This window comes from Fluviibacterium sp. S390 (assembly GCF_049800695.1).
Classification (GTDB): Bacteria; Pseudomonadota; Alphaproteobacteria; order Rhodobacterales; family Rhodobacteraceae; genus Meridianimarinicoccus.
Window position 1 is genome coordinate 191,862 of sequence record NZ_JBNAFN010000003.1, and the last position, 17,472, is coordinate 209,333.

The window sequence follows — 17,472 nt, forward strand, 5'->3', positions numbered from 1 at the left end:
AACAAACAAGGGCCGGAGGTTTCCCCGACCCTGCTCAGATCATGGTCTGCGACTCTTGCGGCCTGCTTGACAGCGCCCATTTAGGCGCGTTGGCCTTGCAATGCAAGCTTTGTGACGTCGCGGGCGCCGTTAGCCGAACGAAGGATCTTCAAAGCCATGACCCGGCCCGCCAAGGATCGACGCGCCGTCGCTGCCCCAGACGGCGTCGATATCGACGGGGTCTGCCACGGGGGCCGTGCGGGCGACGCCATTGGTGCCCCAGACGGCGGTCACGTCCAATTGGCTTTCACCGGCAATATCCGGGATCTTGGCGAGATCGTTTCCTACGGTGTTCAGGGGGCGGAAAATGAATGTATCGGCCATCACGGTCCCTTTCTTCAACTGACCCGCAATAGTTAACGCACTCCGGCCATGTCGTTGAAGTCAGGCATCCCTAACCCTGGGTCAGGACATCCCGACCTCTACCGCCGCCACGGCCTGCGCCACGGCCTCGTCGATGCTCAGGTGCGAGGTGTCCAGTACCATCGCGTCATCGGCCGGCTTCAGCGGTGCCGTGGCGCGGGCGCTGTCGCGGGCATCGCGGTCGCGCAGATCCTGCAAGACCTGTTCCAACGTCAGATCCGGATCGGAGGGGGACAGTTCGGCAAACCGGCGCTGCGCCCGCGTTTCATCCGAGGCGGTGACATAAAGCTTCACCTCTGCCGCCGGGCAGATCACGGTGCCGATGTCGCGCCCGTCCAGAACCGCGCCGCCGGGCCGCCGGGCAAAGCTTTGCTGAAAGGCCACCAGCGCCGCGCGCACCTCGGGGATCGCCGCCACCTTGCTGGCCGCCATCCCCGCCGCGCCCGAGCGCAGATCGCCCCGCTGCAGATCCTGCGGTGACAGGCTTTGCGCCGCTGCCACGGGCGTCATGCCCTCGGCCACCTTCGCCCCGGTTGCCCGGTACAACAGCCCGGTATCCAGATAGGCAAAGCCGAAATGCGCCGCCACCGCGCGCGAGATCGTGCCCTTGCCCGAGGCCGCCGGGCCATCGATGGCCACGGTGAATGCTGTCTCCATGCGCCCCTCCTGTGCTGCGCCTTTTCTTCCCGCGTTCCGCCGCGGGCCACAAGCCCCGCCGGTCACACCGCCACGGGCGCGATCAGATCTTCGCCGCGCGCCCGGTTGGAGTTCACCGCCGTGTCGACGCGATGGTAGGTCAGGACATCATCGGGCGCCGGGCGCATCAGGGGGGCGGCGCCACGGCCCGCCTCGCCCAGCCACAGGCCCCAGTTCTCGGGCGCCAGCACCACCGGCATCCGGTGATGGATGGCCGACAGCCGGTCATTGGCGGCACAGGTGACAATGGCGCAGGTGGTCATGCCCGCGCCGCCGTCTTTCGGCTCCCACGCCTGCCAGACCCCGGCAAAGACCACCGGGGCGGCATCGGCGCGATGGATGTACCACGGCAACCGCGCGCCGTCGGCATCCTTGGTCCATTCGTAGAATCCGGTGGCCGGGATCAGACAGCGCCGCTGGCGGCAGGCATCGCGGAAGGCGGGTTTCTCGGCAATGGTCTCGGCGCGGGCATTGATCAGCAACGGCCCGTCGCCGGGGGTCTTGTACCAGCGCGGCAGGAAGCCCCAGCGCAGGGCCGCCAGCCGCCGCCCGCCCGCATCGCCGCCGCCCAGAACCGCGACGACATCATTGGTCGGGCAGATGTTGTAATTCGGCCCCTGCGGCAGGTCATTGCCCGGCGCGGCCGCGAACAGCTGCGCCATGGCTTCGACCGGCAGGGTCAGGGCAAAACGTCCACACATGAGCGCAGCCTAGCCGCGCCGTGCGGTGCTGACCAGTTCTTGACTTTGCCAGCCCCAGCGGGCCGTCTGGGCGAAACAGCCCCAATACGGAGACCCAGATGCGTAACCTTGCCCTTGCTGCCGTGGCTCTTGGCCTTGCGGCCTGCGCCCCGTCCGCCAATGACAATCTTGCAACCATGGTTGGTGCCGGCAATGCCGCGGCGATCGAAGCCGCCTCTGCCTGCAATTTCGACACGGCGCTGACACAGGCACAGCGCGAGGCAACCTCTCCGCGCGGCGAAACGCAGCTGTTCAGCCAGTTCACCCAGGCCGCGATCTATACGGAGACCGGCCAGAGCGCGAAGGCCGCCGCGGCCGTGGACATGGCGACCAACAGCGCCACCATGAATCCCGATGGCGCCAGCCGCGATCAGATGCAGCAAGGCGCCAACGGTGTTCTGAAGATGGTGCGGGACCGCCGGTACGAGATCACCGGCAGCCCCGATTGCTGAGCCGACGCCTTACTTGGCGTAGCTGATGCGACCGTCCGTATAAGGCTGGTAGGGCGAGTTCGTGGCCAGGAATTCGGCCATGACCTCGGCCAGGTCCGGCCCGAAGTCATAGACATCGCTGGCCGACGTGAACATCGAATAGCCATCGCCGCCGTTGCGCACGAAGTTGTTGGACACCACGCCATAGGTCTTGGCCGGATCCAGCGGCGTCGGGGTGCCGTCCTCGATCACCATGATGTCGGTCACGCGCTCTCCGGTTGCGGCGTCCGCGTTGATGACGAAAGTCATGCCCGCGACCTGCGGGAACCGGCCATCCTTTTCAGGATCGTCGAACTGCGCCATGCCGTTTTCCAGCGCTTCCTTGATGGTGGCACCGGTAACGAAGAAGGTCGACAACGTGTTCTGGAACGGCAGAACCGTATAGACCTCGCCCATGGTGATCTCGCCCCCGTCGATCGAGGCCCGCACGCCGCCGCCGTTCTGATAGGCGATCGAAATGCCCTGATCCTTGACCCGGGCCAGCATCGCGTCGGCCACCAGGTTGCCCATGGCGCATTCGGTTGTCCGGCAGACAGAACGTTCCCCGTCGATAGGTTCTGCGGCCTCGGCCACGACCTTGTTGCGGATGTCATCCAGCGGCACCGCCAGCATGGCGATCCGGTCGACGTATTCCGCGACCTCGGGCACTTCGCCATCCATGATCAGCGGCTCGCCCGCAGCGGACACCAGGTTACCGGCGTCGTCGAAGGTCACGTCCAGCGCGCCCAGGAACTTGCCATAGGCATAGGCCTGTACGATGGCAGTTTCGCCCACCATGGTGGGATAGGGGCCTTCTGCGCGGTCAGAGGTGTTCGACAGGTAAGTATTGGAATGGCCGCCGACGATCACATCGACACCGGTGGTGCCTTCGGCCACCCGCAGATCCACATCATAGCCCGAATGGCTCAACACCACGATCTTGTTGATGCCATCGGCGGTCAGCTTGTCGACCTGTGCCTGCACGGCTTCGGTCGGGTCTGAAAAGGTGATGTTGGGACCGGGCGAGGAGATCTCGTGGTTGTCCACCGGGGTGAGACCGATCAGGCCGATCTTCTCGCCGCCGACCTCCAGAACCGTCGAGGACATGACCTTGTCTGACAGCAACGCCTCGGCGGAAAAGTCGGCGTTCGACATCAGCACCGGGAAATCCACCCGTTCGACGAATGCGGCCAGCGTCTCGGGGCCGTCGTCGAATTCGTGGTTGCCCACGGTCATCGCGTCGTAGCCGAGCTTGTTCATCATCTCGGCGGCGACTTCACCCTTGTAGTAAGTGTAGAACAGCGTGCCCTGAAACTGGTCGCCGCCATCCACGAGGATCGAGTTTTCTGCCGCCGCACGCGCCGCCGCAATGGCCGTGGCCAGCCGCGCGGTGCCGCCAAAGCACTTGCCCTCGGCATTGTCCTCGGTGCTGCACGAGCTGTCATACTTGCTGATCGGCTCGAAACGGGCGTGGAAATCGTTGGTGTGCAATATGGTCAGGTTGAAGTCGGCCTGGGCCGATGCTGCCGCCAGCATGGCACCCGCCGACAGGCAAAACAGGCGTTTCATGAGAACCTCCGGTATCGTTTCTTGTGAATCTCAGAAGGCCACCTTGGCACGCTTTGCCTCAGGGACAAAGCACCTTGCGCGGTTGACCCGGCGCCCCGTGCGCGGCACATGAACCCCATGATGATCTTCAAGATATTCCGTGCCGAAGAATGGGCCAAACTTTGCGCCGATGGGCAAACCTTGGGCGCTCCGGTGGACCTTGCCGATGGTTTCATCCATTTCTCGACCGCCGCGCAGGTGGCCGAAACCGCGGCCAAGCATTTCGCCGGTGCCGAAGGGCTGATTCTGGCCGCTGTGAACGCCGAGGCCCTTGGCCCGGACCTGAAATGGGAACCGTCGCGCGGGGGGGCGCTGTTCCCGCATCTGTACCGCGCGCTGGCCCGCGCCGAGGTGACCTGGTCCGCCCCGCTGCCACTGGCCGCCGATGGCCATGACTTTCCGGAGTTGCCCGCATGAGCTTGCTTGAGCGCCTTGGACTGAAAGCCCTGCACCAGATGAACCCCGAAACTGCGCATGGGCTGGCCATAGCGGCGCTGAATGCCGGGCTGGTGCCGGGCAGCGGGCCGGTGACCTCGCCCCGGCTGGCCACCACGTTGGCGGGGCTGTCGCTGCCCAACCCGGTCGGTCTGGCCGCCGGGTTTGACAAGAACGCCACGGCGCTGGATGCACTGGCCCGCAGCGGGTTCGGTTTTCTGGAGGTCGGCGGCGCCACCCCGCGCCCGCAGCCGGGCAACCCGCGCCCGCGCCTGTTCCGGCTGGCGCGCGACCGCGCCATCATCAACCGCTTCGGATTCAACAATGACGGTGCCGAGGCCATCGCCGCACGTCTGGCCACCCGTCCCGGCGCGTCGATCGTCGGACTGAACCTTGGCGCCAACAAGGACAGCGACGACCGCGCGCAGGACTATGTGAAGGTGCTGGAAACCTGCGGGCCGCATGTGGACTTCGTGACCGTCAACGTGTCCTCGCCCAACACCGAGAACCTGCGCGACCTTCAGGGACGCGCCGCCCTTTGGGCGTTGCTGACCGGGGTGATGGATGCGCGCGGCCAGATGAAGCGCCCGATCCCGGTGTTCCTGAAGATCGCGCCCGACCTGACCGACGCCGAGATTGCCGACATTGCCGAGGTCGCCACCGACAGCGCCATCGACGGGATCGTCGCCACCAACACCACGCTGGCCCGGCCATCGTTGCAAAGCCATGACCGGCTGGAGGCAGGCGGCCTGTCCGGTGCGCCGCTGTTCGAGACATCCACCCGCGTTCTGGCCCGCCTGTCGCAATTGACCCAAGGCAAGCTGCCGCTGATCGGCGTCGGCGGCATCGGCTCGCCCGAGCAGGCCTATGAAAAGATCCGCGCCGGTGCGTCGGCGGTGCAGATCTATTCGGCGCTGGTCTACGAAGGGCTGTCGCTGGCCACCCGCGTCGCCGAAGGGCTGGAGGTTCTGCTAAAACGCGACGGTTTCGCAACCGTGGCCGAGGCCGTGGGCAGCGGGCGCGACGACTGGCTGTGACCGCCTAGAAGGGCAGGTGCGCCAGCGGATACTCGGCCATCAGGTCATAGACCGCCCCTGAGGAGGTCAGGGTCGAGCGATACAGGCCGAAGGCGCGCGGTTCAAAGGCTGGCAGGCGCAACTGCGCGTGGGTCTGCAGGGCGCGGCCCAGCTTGTCCAGATCCTCGGGGCGCATCTCCTTGCGGTAACGGGCCAGCGTCACATGCGGGCGAAACCGCCGCCGTTCCAGCGTGATGCCTGCCCGTCGCGCCGCGCGCGCCACCTGCCCCTGCAATGCGACCAACGGGTCGGTCAGCGTGACCTCGGCAAAGGCAATCGCCGGGCCGCCCTGGGTGTTCAACCCCGCGATTTCCACCGCCACACCGTCCTGCCGGACCTGTTCCAGTTCCAGATGCAGGTCGTCCAGAACTTCGACCGGCTGATCGTCCATGAAGGCCAGCGTCACATGGAAATTCTCGGGCGGCACCTTGCGGCCGGACGGCAGCATGTGTTGCACCTTTTCCAGGGCATCCGACTGGAACCCCGGCACGGCAAGGGCCACGAAACTGCGCATCTCAGGCGGCCTCCGCTTCCAGCGCCGGATAGCGCAGGCCCAGCGTCACCCCGCGCACCACGAAACTGACCATCAGCGCCGCCCACAGCCCGTGATTGCCAAAGGCCGGCATCAGCACCGCCAAGGCCGCGCCGTAAGCCAGCACGGAAACCACCATCATGTTGCGCATGTCCTTCGATCTGGTGGCCCCCACGAAGATGCCGTCCAGCATCCAGGCTGCCGCGCCGAAGACGGGCACCACCATCATCCACGGCAGAAATTCACGTGCTTGCACCCGGACATCCTCGGCAGTGGTCATCAGATCGACGATCGTACCGCCCGCCACGGCGAAACCGACGGTCAGCAGCAGCCCCGCGATGCCGCCCCAGAAACTGGTCAACACCGCGCTGCGGCGCAGGACCTGGCGTTGCCGCGCGCCCATAGCCTGCCCCACCAGCGCTTCGGCGGAAAAGGCGAACCCGTCCAGCGCGTAGGCCGTGATGTGCAGGAACTGCAGCAGCACCTGGTTGGCGGCCAGCGTGGCGTCGCCCAGATCGGCGGCGAAGAACAGGAACGACACGAAGATCGCTTCCAGCAACAGCGACCGGATCAGGATATCGCGGTTCAGCGTCGCCATGCGCAGCATCCGCGCCCGGTCGAACACCGCCGTCCAGGCCCGCGCCGCCGGGGCCAGCAGCGCCCCGCGGCAGATCCAGAGGCCCAGGGCCAGCCCGCTCCATTCCGCGATGAAAGTGGCCACGGCCACGCCGTTCACGCCCCAGCCGAAGGACAGAACGAACAGCACGTCCAGCCCCATGTTCAAGCCGTTCATCCACAGTTGCAGCAGCAGCACCGCGCGGGTGCGTTCCTGCGCGATCAGCCAGCCGGTAACGCCATACAGCGCTATCGCCGCCGGGGCCGACCAGACCCGGATGCCGATATAGCCACGCGCCATGTCTTCAACCTCGGCCGAGGCCGGCGACAGGGCAAAGGCGCCGGCCATCATCGGTCCTTGCAGCGCGATCAGCCCGATGCCGCCAAGCGCCGCCACCAACAGGGCGCGCGACAGGATCGCCACGACCTCCTCGCGGTCGTCCGCCCCCAGCGCCTGCGCGGTCAACCCGGCGGTGCCCATGCGCAGAAAGCCGAAGACCCAGTAGATCGATGTCAGGATGACCGCGCCGATGCCCACCGCGCCGATCGGGGCCGCCGCCCCCATCTGGCCGACCACGCCGGTATCGACCAATCCCAGGATCGGCACCGTGGCGTTCGACAGCACGATGGGCAGGGCGATCCGCAGCACCCGGCGATGGGTCGGCGGGGCCATTTCGACCGGCGTTCGGGTCATCTCAGCCCTTCCGGCGCGGCGCCTGCATCACGAAATGCCCGGTCGCCTGCGCGAACAGGCGGTCACGATTGTCCTGCCAGCCCTCCACATGGACACTGGCATAGCGCCGCCCCATCCGGTTGACCCGCGCCCGCGCATAGGAATCGCGCGGCAGGCCGGACCGCAGGTAGTCGATGGTGAAATCCACGGTCTTGGGCATCCGGATCGCCTCTGGATCGGCCAGATCCTCGGGTGTGACCCGGCCCGCTTCGACATCGTCCCAGATGATCGACCAGGTCAGTTCGATCACGGCGGCGACTTCCAGAAATCCGGCGGTGACCCCGCCATGCAGGGCCGGCAGCATCGGGTTGCCAATCAGCTTTTCACTGAACGGCAGAATCGCGGTCAATTCGTCGCCCCGACGCTCGAACACGATGCCCAGGGTGCGGATGTAGGGCACCCGCCCGACCAATGCATTCAGCGTCGCATCACGGCGTTGCTTGACGATCTGGACCGGTTCGGGGCGCGGGAAATCAACGGGCATCTGGGGTTCCTCGGCTCAGGACGTGAAGGCGCCGGTGGCCATGGCGATGGGATCGTCACGCTCATCCCGGGTGGTTGCGCGCACAAACGCGATAGAGCGGGTCACCCGCACGCAATCGGCCCGCGCCCGAATGGTCTGCCCCGGCACCGCAGGCCGCATGTAGTCGATGCGCAGATCCAGCGTCGCGGTTGTCGGCCCGGTGTCGGGATGGCTCATCACCGCCGCGCCACAGGTGGTGTCCAGCAAGGCCGACACGGTGCCGCCATGCATGACCCCGGTGGCCGGATCGCCCGCCAGATCGGCGGAATACGGCATCTCCATCTCGGCCCAGCCTTCGCCGAAATCGGTCAGCACCAGCCCCAGCGCGTGGGCGTAGGGCAAGGCCGCAATCAGGGCCCGCGCATTTTCAAGACTGCTGTCACTCATCGCCGTACCCGTCGCTGCGTCCTGCCAAGCTCTAGTCCCGCCCCTCGGTCGCGTCCACCCCTGCGCATGACGCAACGGGCCAGATGCGTTGACCTTCCCGGCGATATACGGTTCCTTCAAGTGCAGGACTCAGACGGGCAGGAGGGCGCCATGACCGACCAGCAAAGGCTGTCGTTCAAGGAAATGTGCGAGAAATTCGATGTGACGCCGCGAACGCTGCGCTACTATGAATACATCGAGCTGTTGCAGCCCGATAAGGAAGGCCGGTCCCGGTTCTACACGCCGCGCGAAGTCGCCCGGATGGTGCTGATCAAACGGGGCCGCCGATTTGGTTTCAGCCTTGAAGAAATCCGGCAGTGGCTGATGATCTACGAAGAGAAGGGCACCCACGTGCAAATGGAAGCCTGGGTCGACCTGGCTTCCCGCCAGTTGGACGTACTGGCCGAACAGCGCCGGCAGCTGGATGCCTCGATTTCCGAACTCGAGGAGTTGCGCGACAAGGTCGCCAACAGCCTGTAGGCGCGCGGATCATCGGCGGCCGATGACGCAATAGGCCTTAAAGATATACCCAATATACAGGTTATTGACCGCCCCTGTTGCCCGCTATTGCGGGCACACACCCCGGGATCTGACGCAGGACCATTCCCGAAAAATCCGCACGTCCAAGCTGCATCTGCGCGGGTTCATACCGTTGATGCGCCGAAAACTGACGCACGGTTAACTAATTTCGCGAAATCTTTACCCCGCCGAAAGAGCCCCGAACCGGGCTTCCCGCAACAAATATCCTCCAGATATCCCTGAGGGTTGGCGTTTCAGCCGAAATTTTCCTTCAGTTGGGCAAGAAAATGCCTTTCCTGACCTCTTCCAGCGTCTACGACTTGTCCTTTGCAGCGCAAACATCAAATAACGTAACGCTCTCTCTTGGGATGACGCGACGTTTCGTTTACGTGCACGTCACCCTGTCTACTAGATTGGCGTCAGCGGCCTTAGGTCGGTGGTGTCAGAAGACCTCAACGACCTAGGACGAGTTGAACGATGAACGAAACAATGACCATTCGGGAAATGTGCGATGCCTTTGATGTCACGCCCCGTACGCTCCGCTTCTACGAATCCAAGGAGCTGCTGGCCCCGATCCGTCAGGGTCAGAAGCGGCTTTTCATACGCCGCGACCGGGCGCGCCTGAAGCTGATCCTGCGCGGCAAGCGTTTCGGGTTCAGCCTGGAAGAAATCCGCCAGCTGCTGGATCTGTACGACGTGGATGACACGCGCCAGACCCAACTGCGCCATGCCGTGGAGATCGGGCAGAAACATCTCGAAGAGATGCTCGCCCAGCAACGCGCGCTGGAAGATGCCATCGCCGATCTGCGCGAACAACTGGTCACCGGCCGGGCGCAGATCGCGGAATACGACGCCGCCGGCAAGGCGGCAGAATAGACAGGGGGGCCACACCACCAGCGTATGGCCCCACCCCAACACCCAAGGGAGAGAGCCATGCCCACCTACACCGCCCCGATCAAGGATCTGCAGTTCGTCCTGCAGAACGTGCTGAACGCCGCCGACAGCGGCATACCCGGCTATGACGAACTGGAAGCCGATTTCACGTCAGCCGTGCTGGAAGAAGCCGGCAAGATCTCGGAACAGGTTCTGGCGCCGCTGAACCTGTCCGGGGATCGGGAAGGATGCCGGTTCGAGAACGGCGTGGTCTCGACACCCAAGGGCTTTGACGAGGCCTTCAAGGTGATGAAAGAGGGCGGCTGGACCGCGCTGGATTGCGATCCCGAATACGGCGGCCAGGGCATGCCCTATGTGCTGGCCACGGCGGTGGGCGAGATGTTCGTCTCGGCCAACATGGCCTTCAACATGTACCAGGGCCTGACCCACGGCGCCTATTCGGCGATCCATACCCATGGTTCGGACGCGCAGAAGGCCGCCTACCTGCCCAAGATGGTGTCCTGCGAGTGGACCGGCACCATGAACCTGACCGAGCCGCATTGCGGCACCGATCTGGGCCTGATGCGGACCAAGGCCGTGCCGCAGGACGATGGCACCTATCAGATCACCGGCCAGAAGATCTTCATCTCGGCAGGCGATCACGATCTGGCCGAGAACATCATCCACCTGGTGCTGGCCAAGATCCCCGGCGGGCCAGAGGGCATCAAGGGCGTTTCGCTGTTCATCGTGCCGAAGGTGCTGGTGAACGAGGACGGCTCGCTGGGCGACCGCAACGGCGTTTCGGTCGGCAAGATCGAAGAGAAGATGGGCATCCACGGAAATGCCACCTGCGTCATGAACTATGACGCGGCCACCGGCTATCTGCTGGGGGAAGCGCACAAGGGCATGCGCGCCATGTTCACCATGATGAACGAGGCGCGACTCGGTGTTGGCCTGCAAGGCTACGCGGTGGCCGAGGCCGCCTATCAGAACGCGGTTTTCTACGCCAAGGACCGGCTGCAAGGCCGCGCCGTGACCGGCGCCCAGAACCCCGATGGCCCGGCCGACCCTTTGATCGTGCATCCCGACATCCGCCGCAACCTGATGGATCAGAAGAGCTTTGTCGAAGGGGCCCGCGCCTTCACCCTGTGGGGCGCGCAGTTGATCGACCGCTCGCACCGCACCGATGACGATGCCGCCGAAGACATGATCTCGCTGCTGACCCCGGTGCTGAAGGGCTTCCTGACCGACAAGGGATTCGAGATGTCCTCGGCCGCACAGCAGGTTTATGGCGGCCACGGCTATATCGAGGAATGGGGCATGTCCCAATTCGCCCGCGATGCCCGGATCACCATGATCTACGAAGGCGCCAACGGCGTGCAGGCGCTTGACCTGGTCGGCCGAAAGCTGGCTGCGAAAGGCGGCAAACCGGTGATGGCCTTTTTCGAGATGGTGAAAACCTTCCTGAAAGAGAACGAGGGCGACGAGGCACTGAAAGCCGATTTCCTCGACCCGCTGAAAGCCGCCTCGAAGCACCTGCAGGACGCGGGGATGTACTTCATGGCGCAAGGGATGAAGAACCCCAACAACGCGCTCGCCGGCTCCTATGACTTCATGCATCTGTTCGGGCATGTCTGCCTAGGGCTGATGTGGGCACGGATGGCGAAGGCCGCCCAGACGCAACTGGACGCCGGCGAAGGCGACAGCGACTTCCTGAAGGCCAAGATCACCACAGGTCGCTACTACATGGCCCGGCAACTTCCGATGACGGCAACGCATCTGGCGCGGATCCAGTCCGGGGCGGCGCCCGTGATGGATCTGGACGAAGCACACTTCTAGAAGCGCGCGGGAGGGAGGGGGGCGCTGCCCCCTCTGGACCTGCGGTCCATTCACCCCCGGAGTATTTGCGCCAAAAAGAAACAGGGCACGCATAGTGTTCTCAAGCCGCAACAAAAGTCACCCCTCTACCTGCACTGACACGAGTCATCGATCACCTCGCCGAGGTCAACGAAGGCAGAGGGGTTTCTCTTTGGGCGGTCATCGGCGCTCCCGCCTGTACCGCCGGGAAAGCTTGTGCGACGCAGGGTTACAAGTGGGTAAATCCTGTTTTCTTCTTGGCAAAAATACTCATTCCCGACCGGCCAGAGTCGCGACGCAGCGTTCCGGGGCACAAGCCTTGCACCAGGCGCCGTCCTGCGCCCAGATAGGGTAAGGGAGAACTTGCATGACACTTCAGTTGCATTGTTTCGGGGAGAGCGGCAACGCCTACAAGGCGGCGCTGGCCCTGCAGCTTTCGGGCCTTGATTGGGAGCCCGTCCCCGTGGACTTCTTCAACGGGGCCACGCGTTCGGCAACCTATCGCGAAGGGGTGAACCCGATGGGTGAAGCGCCGGTTCTGGTCGACGGCACCTTTCGGTTGTCGCAATCCGGCGCGATCCAGCAGCTTGTCGTCGCGCGCAGCGGCGCGCTGGGCGGGCGGGACGAAGATCGTTTCGAGGTTCTGCGCTGGCAGTTCTGGGACAATCACAAGATGTCGAGCCAGGCGGGCATGACCCGGTTTCTCTGCAACTATCTGCCGGAAGCAAAGCGTGCAGAGATGGGCGATGTGATTGCCTTCAACCAGGCGCGCCTGCTGTCGGCCTTGCAGGTTCTCGACGAGCATCTTTCCACCCGGGACTGGGTGGTGGGCGACGGTGTGACCATCGCCGATCTCAGTTGCTGCGGCTACCTGTACTACCCTGAACCTTACGGCTTCATCCGCAAGGATCACCCGCATATCGACGCCTGGCTGGACCGCATTGCCGCCCTGCCCGGCTGGAAACACCCTTATGACCTGATGCCGCCTGCGCGGCCCGAGAACCGGAAAGGACCGGCCTGATGACCGATGCCTATATCTACGACGCTGTCCGCACTCCGCGCGGCAAAGGCCGCAAGGACGGCAGCCTGCACGAAGTTACCTCGGCGCGGCTGTCTGCGCAGATCCTGAACGCGGTGAAAGCGCGCTCGGGCCTGGACACCACCGACATCGAGGATGTGATCTGGGGCAATGTCACCCAGGTGGGCGAACAGGGCGGCTGCCTTGCGCGCACCGCCGTGCTGGCCTCGGATTTTGCCGAGAGCGTGCCGGGCCTGTCGATCAACCGCTTCTGTGCCAGCGGCATGGAGGCCGTGAACCTGGCTGCCAACCAGGTCAAGGGCGGCGCTGGCCGCGCTTATGTTGCCGGCGGGGTCGAGATGATGGGCCGGGTCGCCATGGGCTCTGACGGGGCGGCGATTGCCGTCGATCCGTCGATTGCCATGAACACCTACTTCGTGCCGCAGGGCATCTCGGCCGATATCATCGCCACCGAATACGGGTTTTCGCGCGATGACGCCGACGCGCTGGCGGTGGAATCCCAACGCCGCGCCAAGGTGGCCTGGGACGAGGGCCGCTTTGCGCGCTCGGTGGTGCCGGTGACCGACATCAACGGGCTGACCATCCTCGACCATGACGAATACATGCGCCCCGGCACCGACATGCAGAGCCTGGGCGGCCTGAAACCGGCCTTCAAGGACATGGGCGAAGTCATGCCCGGATTCGACCAGATCGCGCTGATGAAGTACCCGCATCTGGAGCGGATCGCGCACATTCACCACGCCGGCAACAGCTCGGGCATCGTGGACGGGGCCGCGGCGGTTCTGATCGGCAACAAAGCCTTCGGCGAAGCCCATGGTCTGAAGCCCCGTGCCCGCATCCGGGCCACGGCCAAGATCGGCACCGATCCCACCATCATGCTGACCGGCCCGGTGCCGGTGACCGAGAAGATTCTGCGCGAGACCGGGTTGAACATCGGCGACATCGACCTGTTCGAGGTCAACGAGGCCTTCGCCTCGGTGGTGCTGCGCTTCCTGCAAGCCTTCGAGGCGGATCCGGAAAAGGTGAACGTCAACGGCGGTTCCATCGCGATGGGTCATCCGCTGGGCGCCACCGGGGCTATCATCATCGGCACCCTGCTGGACGAGCTGGAGCGGCAGGACAAGGAACTGGGGCTTGCCACGCTGTGCATCGCCTCGGGCATGGGTGCCGCCACCGTGATCGAACGGGTCTGAGCCATGGACGGCGCCGCTGCGACCCCCACCGAAATCGTCCAGACTTGGCTGGACCGTGTGTCCGACACGTTCTTCCAGGATGATTTCGACGGCTTCGCGGCGGCGATCGACCTGCCTTTCGTGCTGACCACGCAGGCAAGCCGCACGGTATTGACCAGCCGCGACGACTTGCGCGCCGGTTTCGACGCCTGGGTGAAGATGATCCGCGGTCACCGCGCCACGCATCTGATCCGCACGGCCCGCGAGGTGCAACAGATCACGCCCAACCTGATCACCGCCACCTATGACAGCGAAATGCTGCGCAATGGCACGCGGCTGGTGCCCGGCTTTTCCTCGTGGATGATGCTGGTCCGGCGCGATGGGGTCTGGTTGTCGGATCAACTGATCAGCGGTGTCGTCAACGCCCGCTATCCGTTCAGCCATATCAAGGTCGATCCCAACGCCCCGGCCCCCGACACGCGCAGCATTCCCAAGCCGCCCGTGTCCGACGCCTGATCCAAAAGGAGTTTCCCGTGCCGAAGATCGATCCTGCTACCGTCCCGCTGAAGACCAGGTCCATCTATCCCGCGCCCTATGCTGCGCAGATGGCCGGGCGCAAGTCCTTGCGGCTGGGCCAGGCCGGGGGGCTGACCCAGTTCGGCGTCAACCTGGTGATCCTGAAGCCCGGCGCGCGATCCTCGTTGCGCCACTGGCATCTGAACGAGGATGAGTTCGTCATGGTGTTGGAGGGCGACCTGACCCTGATCGACGATGACGGCGAAACCGCCATGGCGCCGGGCGACTGTGCGGCGTTTCCGGCGGGCGATGCCAATGGTCATTGCTTCGTCAACAGATCCGAGGCCGAAGGCCGGTTCCTGGTGGTGGGCAGCAAGGCCCCGCACGAGGTGGCAACCTATTCCGACATCGACCTGAAGGTGACGATGGCCGAGGGCGCCGCCACATTCACCCGCAAGGATGGCTCCCCCTACGTCGACACGAGGGAAGGATGATGCCGAAACTTGATCTGAGCGCCCTGCCCCGCGAGCAGGCCCCGCCGCACTGGAACCCGATGAGCTGGTTGACCCTGGGAGATCCGGGCGGGCTGTCGCAGTTCGGCGTGGCGATGGAAACGCTGGACCCGGGCAGCCGCAGCAGCGATCCGCACTGGCACGAGAACGAGGACGAGTTCCTGTACGTCCTGTCCGGCGAGGTGACGCTGTGCGAAGGCACGGGCGAAACCCCGTTGCTTCCCGGCGATGCCGCGGCCTTTCCGGCCGGAAACCCGGTGGGGCACACCCTGGCAAACCGCTCGGGGTCTCCGGCGACCTATCTGATCATCGGCACGCGCGCCGCCAGTGACCGGGTTCACTACACCATGCTCGACAAGATCCGCACGCGGGAAAACGGGGTCGAGACCCTGACCCGCCGTGACGGCACCATCCTGGAGCCGGAGCGATGACGGCGCGCTGCCCTGCCCGGACCCTGGAATATCAACACCGCAACAAGTTGTTGCAGCCACAGAAAAATGCTCCCGGAGGAGACCTCAGATGACCGATTTCACCTATGACGTGGACGCCGACGGCGTCGCCACCATCACCTGGGACGTGCCCGGAAAATCCATGAACGTCATGAGCCTTGAGGGTCTGACGGCGCTGGAAGGTTTCATCGACCAGGCCCTGGCCGACGACGCCGTCAAGGGCGTGATCCTGACCTCGGGCAAGGACAGTTTTGCTGCCGGCATGGATCTGAACATCATCGCGCAGATGAAAGCCTCGGCCGGAGACAACCCGGCGCAGGGGCTGATGGACGGGCTGACCCGCATCCACGCCATGCTGCGCAAGATCGAACGTGCAGGCATGGACCCCAAGACCCTGAAGGGCGGCAAGCCCATCATCGCGGCCCTGCCCGGCACCGGGCTGGGTCTGGGTTACGAGATCCCGCTGGCCTGTCACCGGATCATCGTGGCCGACAATCCCAAGGCCAAGATCGGCCTGCCCGAGATCATGGTCGGCATCTTCCCCGGCGCGGGCGGCACCACACGGCTGTCGCGCAAGCTGGGCGCGATGGCGGCGGCGCCCTTCCTGCTGGAGGGCAGGCTGTCAGATCCCAAACGCGCCAAATCGGCCGGCCTGATCGACGACGTGGTCCCGGCGGCCGACCTGTTGGACGAAGCCCGCAACTGGGTGCTGTCGGCCAGCGACAAGGACATTGTGAAGCCCTGGGACCAGAAGGGCTGGAAGATGCCCGGCGGCGCGCCTTATCACCCGGCGGGCTTCATGACCTTCGTCGGCGCATCGGCCATGGTCAACGGCAAGACCAAGGGCGTCTACCCGGCGGCCAAGGCGCTGTTGTCGGCGGTTTACGAAGGCGCGCTGGTGCCCTTCGACACCGCCATCAAGATCGAATCGCGCTGGTTCACCAGTGTCCTGCTGAACCCTTCCTCCACCGCGATGATCCGCTCGCTCTTCATCAACAAGGAGGCGCTGGAGAAGGGCGCCAACCGGCCCGAAGCGCCGGACCAGACCGTGAAGAAGCTGGGCGTCATCGGCGCGGGCATGATGGGCGCGGGCATTGCCTATGTCTCGGCGCAGGCCGGGATCGAGGTGGTGCTGATCGACCAGTCGCAGGAGTCCGCGGATCGCGGCAAGGCCTATTCCGAGGGACTGCTGGACAAGGGCATCAAGCGCCGCAAGGTGACCGAAGAGAAAAAGGCGCAGGTGCTGGGCCAGATCACCGCAACCACCGATTTCGCCGCGCTGGCGGGCTGTGATCTGGTGGTCGAGGCGGTGTTCGAAGATCCCAAGGTCAAGGCCGAAACCACCACCAGGGCCGAGGCGCATCTGCCCGCCGACGCGATCTTCGCCACCAACACCTCAACCCTGCCGATCACCGAACTGGCCAAGGCCAGCCGGTCGGCAGAACAGTTCATCGGCATCCACTTCTTCTCGCCCGTCGACAAGATGCTGCTGGTCGAGATCATCAAGGGGGCGCAGACCGGCGACCGGGCCGTCGCCAAGGCGCTGGATTTCGTGCGCCAGATCCGCAAGACGCCGATTGTCGTCAACGACGCGCGCTATTTCTACGCCAACCGCTGCATCCTGCCCTACACCAACGAGGGCATCCGCATGGTCCGCGAAGGGGTCGCTCCGGCGCTGGTCGAAAACGCCGCCAAGCTGGTGGGGATGCCGCTGGGCCCGCTGCAACTGACCGACGAGGTTTCCATCGACCTGGGCGCCAAGATCGCCCGCGCCACCCGTGCCGCCATGGGCGACGCCTATCCGGACGGCGATGTGGACGAGGTCGTGTTCTGGCTGGAGAGCGAGGGCCGTCTGGGTCGCAAGGCCAACGCGGGCTTCTACTCCTATGACGATGCCGGCAAGCGCACCGGCCTGTGGGACGGGCTGGCCGCGAAATACCCGCGCGCCGACACCCAGCCCGAACTGACCGAGGTCCAGCACCGTCTGCTGATGATGCAGGCGCTGGAAGCGGTGCGCGCCTTCGAGGAGGGCGTGCTGATGGACATCCGCGAAGGCGATGTGGCGGGGATCCTCGGCTGGGGCTTCGCGCCGTGGTCGGGCGGCCCGATCAGCTGGCTGGACATCCTCGGCGCGGCCAAGGCGGTCGAGATCTGCGACCGGCTGGAAGCCGACCACGGCGCCCGCTTCCGCGCGCCTGCGCTGCTGCGCGATCTGGCCGACAGCGGCGAGACCTTCTATGGCCGTTATGGCGATGGAAAGGCCCTCGCCGCCGCCTGAG

General features: G+C 65.0%; 20 protein-coding genes. 12 read left to right on the forward strand and 8 right to left on the reverse strand.

What is annotated here, in order from left to right:
* Positions 1–129: 129 nt before the first annotated feature.
* From ACP15K_RS04200 to ACP15K_RS04210, 3 genes are all read right to left on the reverse strand, one after another.
* Positions 130–363 (reverse strand): hypothetical protein, encoded by a 234-nt coding sequence (locus ACP15K_RS04200; protein WP_193140575.1) that lies wholly within the window; start codon positions 361–363, stop codon positions 130–132.
* An 81-nt stretch (positions 364–444) separates the two neighbouring features.
* A complete protein-coding gene (locus tag ACP15K_RS04205; protein WP_193140574.1) occupies positions 445–1,059 on the reverse strand; it encodes a (d)CMP kinase in 615 nt (204 codons plus the stop codon).
* Positions 1,060–1,121: 62 nt separating this feature from the next.
* Positions 1,122–1,799 (reverse strand): SOS response-associated peptidase, encoded by a 678-nt coding sequence (locus ACP15K_RS04210; protein ID WP_424989884.1) that lies wholly within the window; start codon positions 1,797–1,799, stop codon positions 1,122–1,124.
* A gap of 98 nt (positions 1,800–1,897) precedes the next feature.
* Between ACP15K_RS04210 and ACP15K_RS04215 the strand changes: the two genes are divergently transcribed.
* Positions 1,898–2,290, forward strand: a complete 393-nt coding sequence (locus tag ACP15K_RS04215; protein WP_193140572.1) for a hypothetical protein — start codon at positions 1,898–1,900, stop codon at positions 2,288–2,290.
* 9 nt (positions 2,291–2,299) lie between these two features.
* On the opposite strand, the gene ACP15K_RS04220 is transcribed toward ACP15K_RS04215, so the two are convergent.
* The gene (locus ACP15K_RS04220; protein ID WP_424989885.1) at positions 2,300–3,877 is read right to left on the reverse strand and encodes a bifunctional metallophosphatase/5'-nucleotidase; all 1,578 of its coding nucleotides are present in this window, start codon (positions 3,875–3,877) and stop codon (positions 2,300–2,302) included.
* A gap of 117 nt (positions 3,878–3,994) precedes the next feature.
* Between ACP15K_RS04220 and ACP15K_RS04225 the strand changes: the two genes are divergently transcribed.
* A complete protein-coding gene (locus ACP15K_RS04225) occupies positions 3,995–4,333 on the forward strand; it encodes a DUF952 domain-containing protein (RefSeq protein ID WP_193140570.1) in 339 nt (112 codons plus the stop codon).
* Positions 4,330–5,388: a quinone-dependent dihydroorotate dehydrogenase gene (locus ACP15K_RS04230; protein ID WP_424989886.1), complete on the forward strand. Its 1,059-nt coding sequence runs from the start codon at positions 4,330–4,332 to the stop codon at positions 5,386–5,388. The genes ACP15K_RS04225 and ACP15K_RS04230 overlap by 4 nt, the downstream gene beginning before the upstream one ends.
* A gap of 4 nt (positions 5,389–5,392) precedes the next feature.
* On the opposite strand, the gene thpR is transcribed toward ACP15K_RS04230, so the two are convergent.
* Genes thpR through ACP15K_RS04250 form a run of 4 tightly spaced genes read right to left on the reverse strand, consistent with a single transcriptional unit; the run spans position 5,393 to position 8,217 of the window.
* The gene (thpR, locus tag ACP15K_RS04235) at positions 5,393–5,941 is read right to left on the reverse strand and encodes an RNA 2',3'-cyclic phosphodiesterase (protein WP_424989887.1); all 549 of its coding nucleotides are present in this window, start codon (positions 5,939–5,941) and stop codon (positions 5,393–5,395) included.
* Position 5,942: 1 nt separating this feature from the next.
* On the reverse strand, positions 5,943–7,268 hold the full coding sequence (locus ACP15K_RS04240; RefSeq protein WP_226925693.1) for an MATE family efflux transporter: 1,326 nt from the start codon (positions 7,266–7,268) through the stop codon (positions 5,943–5,945).
* Position 7,269: 1 nt separating this feature from the next.
* Complete coding sequence (locus tag ACP15K_RS04245; RefSeq protein ID WP_193140567.1) at positions 7,270–7,791, reverse strand: PaaI family thioesterase; 522 nt, start codon at positions 7,789–7,791, stop codon at positions 7,270–7,272.
* A gap of 15 nt (positions 7,792–7,806) precedes the next feature.
* Positions 7,807–8,217 carry a PaaI family thioesterase gene (locus ACP15K_RS04250; protein WP_193140566.1) on the reverse strand — a complete coding sequence of 137 codons (411 nt, stop codon included), beginning with the start codon at positions 8,215–8,217 and terminating at the stop codon, positions 7,807–7,809.
* Between the two features lie 150 nt (positions 8,218–8,367).
* On the opposite strand from ACP15K_RS04250, the gene ACP15K_RS04255 reads away from it, so the two are divergent.
* The 9 genes from ACP15K_RS04255 to ACP15K_RS04295 all read left to right on the forward strand — a co-directional run bounded on the left by ACP15K_RS04255 (position 8,368) and on the right by ACP15K_RS04295 (position 17,471).
* Positions 8,368–8,736, forward strand: a complete 369-nt coding sequence (locus tag ACP15K_RS04255) for a MerR family transcriptional regulator (RefSeq protein WP_193140565.1) — start codon at positions 8,368–8,370, stop codon at positions 8,734–8,736.
* A 528-nt stretch (positions 8,737–9,264) separates the two neighbouring features.
* Positions 9,265–9,651 (forward strand): MerR family transcriptional regulator, encoded by a 387-nt coding sequence (locus ACP15K_RS04260; protein WP_424989888.1) that lies wholly within the window; start codon positions 9,265–9,267, stop codon positions 9,649–9,651.
* 57 nt (positions 9,652–9,708) lie between these two features.
* The gene (locus tag ACP15K_RS04265) at positions 9,709–11,487 is read left to right on the forward strand and encodes an acyl-CoA dehydrogenase C-terminal domain-containing protein (protein WP_424989889.1); all 1,779 of its coding nucleotides are present in this window, start codon (positions 9,709–9,711) and stop codon (positions 11,485–11,487) included.
* Between the two features lie 385 nt (positions 11,488–11,872).
* Positions 11,873–12,526: a glutathione S-transferase family protein gene (locus ACP15K_RS04270; RefSeq protein WP_424989890.1), complete on the forward strand. Its 654-nt coding sequence runs from the start codon at positions 11,873–11,875 to the stop codon at positions 12,524–12,526.
* A complete protein-coding gene (locus ACP15K_RS04275) occupies positions 12,526–13,737 on the forward strand; it encodes an acetyl-CoA C-acetyltransferase (RefSeq protein ID WP_193140561.1) in 1,212 nt (403 codons plus the stop codon). Before ACP15K_RS04270 ends, ACP15K_RS04275 begins: the two co-directional genes overlap by 1 nt.
* A 3-nt stretch (positions 13,738–13,740) precedes the next feature.
* Positions 13,741–14,232, forward strand: a complete 492-nt coding sequence (locus ACP15K_RS04280) for a hypothetical protein (RefSeq protein ID WP_193140560.1) — start codon at positions 13,741–13,743, stop codon at positions 14,230–14,232.
* Between the two features lie 17 nt (positions 14,233–14,249).
* On the forward strand, positions 14,250–14,726 hold the full coding sequence (locus tag ACP15K_RS04285) for a cupin domain-containing protein (RefSeq protein WP_424989891.1): 477 nt from the start codon (positions 14,250–14,252) through the stop codon (positions 14,724–14,726).
* A complete protein-coding gene (locus tag ACP15K_RS04290; RefSeq protein ID WP_424989892.1) occupies positions 14,723–15,175 on the forward strand; it encodes a cupin domain-containing protein in 453 nt (150 codons plus the stop codon). Before ACP15K_RS04285 ends, ACP15K_RS04290 begins: the two co-directional genes overlap by 4 nt.
* Positions 15,176–15,263: 88 nt before the next feature.
* The gene (locus tag ACP15K_RS04295) at positions 15,264–17,471 is read left to right on the forward strand and encodes a 3-hydroxyacyl-CoA dehydrogenase NAD-binding domain-containing protein (protein ID WP_424989893.1); all 2,208 of its coding nucleotides are present in this window, start codon (positions 15,264–15,266) and stop codon (positions 17,469–17,471) included.
* The last annotated feature ends 1 nt before the right edge of the window (position 17,472 follow it).